General features: G+C 59.8%; 3 protein-coding genes. 2 read left to right on the top strand and 1 reads right to left on the bottom strand.

Features of this window, described 5'->3' with window-relative positions; translation table 11 throughout:
• Nucleotide 1: 1 nt before the first annotated feature.
• On the bottom strand, nucleotides 2-250 hold the full coding sequence (locus SO140_RS45820) for a hypothetical protein (protein WP_498544182.1): 249 nt from the start codon (nucleotides 248-250) through the stop codon (nucleotides 2-4).
• A gap of 59 nt (nucleotides 251-309) precedes the next feature.
• Here SO140_RS45820 and SO140_RS45815 point away from each other — a divergent pair, with 59 nt between their 5' ends.
• Both SO140_RS45815 and SO140_RS45810 read left to right on the top strand, forming a co-directional pair.
• The gene (locus SO140_RS45815; protein WP_498544181.1) at nucleotides 310-651 is read left to right on the top strand and encodes a DUF4337 family protein; all 342 of its coding nucleotides are present in this window, start codon (nucleotides 310-312) and stop codon (nucleotides 649-651) included.
• A gap of 172 nt (nucleotides 652-823) precedes the next feature.
• Nucleotides 824-1,243, top strand: coding sequence for a hypothetical protein (locus SO140_RS45810; RefSeq protein ID WP_498544180.1), 420 nt, complete (start codon nucleotides 824-826; stop codon nucleotides 1,241-1,243).
• The last annotated feature ends 281 nt before the right edge of the window (nucleotides 1,244-1,524 follow it).

The following is a 1,524-nucleotide window of genomic DNA, read 5'->3' as shown; positions in this document are numbered from 1 at the left end:
CCTACTGCGCGACCGGCACCGCCGCCTCCGCCACCGCCTCCTGCTGCGCGGCCGGCACCGCCGCCTCCGCCACCACCTCCTGTTGCGCGACCGGCACCGCCGCCTCCGCCACCGCCTCCTGCTGCGAAGCCGGCACCGCCGCCTGGCGCTGCAAAGCCTGGCGAGAAGGGATGCGTGCTACCGAGCGGTCAGCCGTGCCCGGCAAGATAAGAGGACCCGCGAGCGAGACGTTCGTGAAGCGGCGATGCAAACTCGAGTCCCGGCCGAAGCATTAAGGCCAGGGACCCTGCGAGATGGTGAGCGCGGTGGTTGCTGCAGCTCCACGACCGCGTTCCCGATGACGTGCACCCGCTGACGCAGGAGGCGCTTGCCCAATTGCTCAGGGTGCGGCGGACGACGGTGACGCTGACGGTTGGGGAGCTGCAGGCCAAGGCTACGGCACTGGAGAAGCAGGTTGAAGCCGCAGATACCAAAAGTGCAGCGCTGCGCGAGCCCCGTCAGAACCTGTTCTTGCCGCTGGCGCTGTTTCAGATCGCAATCAGCGTTGCGAGCGTGACCATTCTCAGCTGGGAGCGCTGGCTATTCGCGGTCGCCCTAACAGGAGCGCTGGCCGGGATTGGCTTCTGGATCGTTGCACTTTTGGCGCATTGAGGCTGACTCATACTAAGAGCACGCGGCGCGACCGAGGCCGATCAAAACGATTGAAGGTGACCTCGGCTCTCGCACTCAATTGGAGATCTTTGGAGCTTATCTGTGGCCGCCCCGTTCATCACGAGTTCAGTCGAAATGACAAAACAGAGTCACGTCCAAAGGGAACAAGTTCATGATTGATCGGCGTCTCGTACTCGGAATGATCGCCGCAGCTGCAACGCTCGACGCGTCTCGCACCGCCTTCGCAAAGGAGAAGCACCATCTCAATGGAAAGGACCTCCTCGGCGAAAACATCAAAAAGAATGGCAAGCACAAGATCCATACAACTGGGAAAAAAGTCGATGTCTACGCCGAGGTGAATAACGGCAAGGTTACCGGTGTTACTGCCGCTGGAATGCAAGTGAAGAAAGTGAAGTCTCGTCAGAAGTTTGCTGAGACGACTCCCGGCATAACGCTTGCCAGCATGCAACTCGCACAAACCAACGTCTACTACTACGGCTATTGGGTCTATGACGATCTGACTGATACCTATATTTGTTTTCCAGCCGACTACGTGATCGTTGATGGGGCTTGGGTCGAGTACACGGCTTAGGATGCGGGAGCGGATCGGGCCGGCGATTTAGCGTCGGCCTGACCCGCGTCGTGAGCCGCGAACCATCCCATTCGCGGGCGTAGCGGTCCTTGTCTTCGGTGCATGAGGGAAGTGGCCCATCAGCGAAGTGTCCGCACACCGCGTCGAAGTCCGGACAGCGGGTTATAGCGGACCCGATTTGCTCAAGTTGAGTTCTTCGCATTTTGACCCAACTGAGACATCAGGCCGCGCTCAGGGACCTTGGCTCAGAGCCAATTCCACCCATATGAGCGTACTCGTTT

The organism is Bradyrhizobium sp. UFLA05-108, from assembly GCF_059803455.1.
This window is presented reverse-complemented; position numbering and strand designations above follow the sequence as displayed.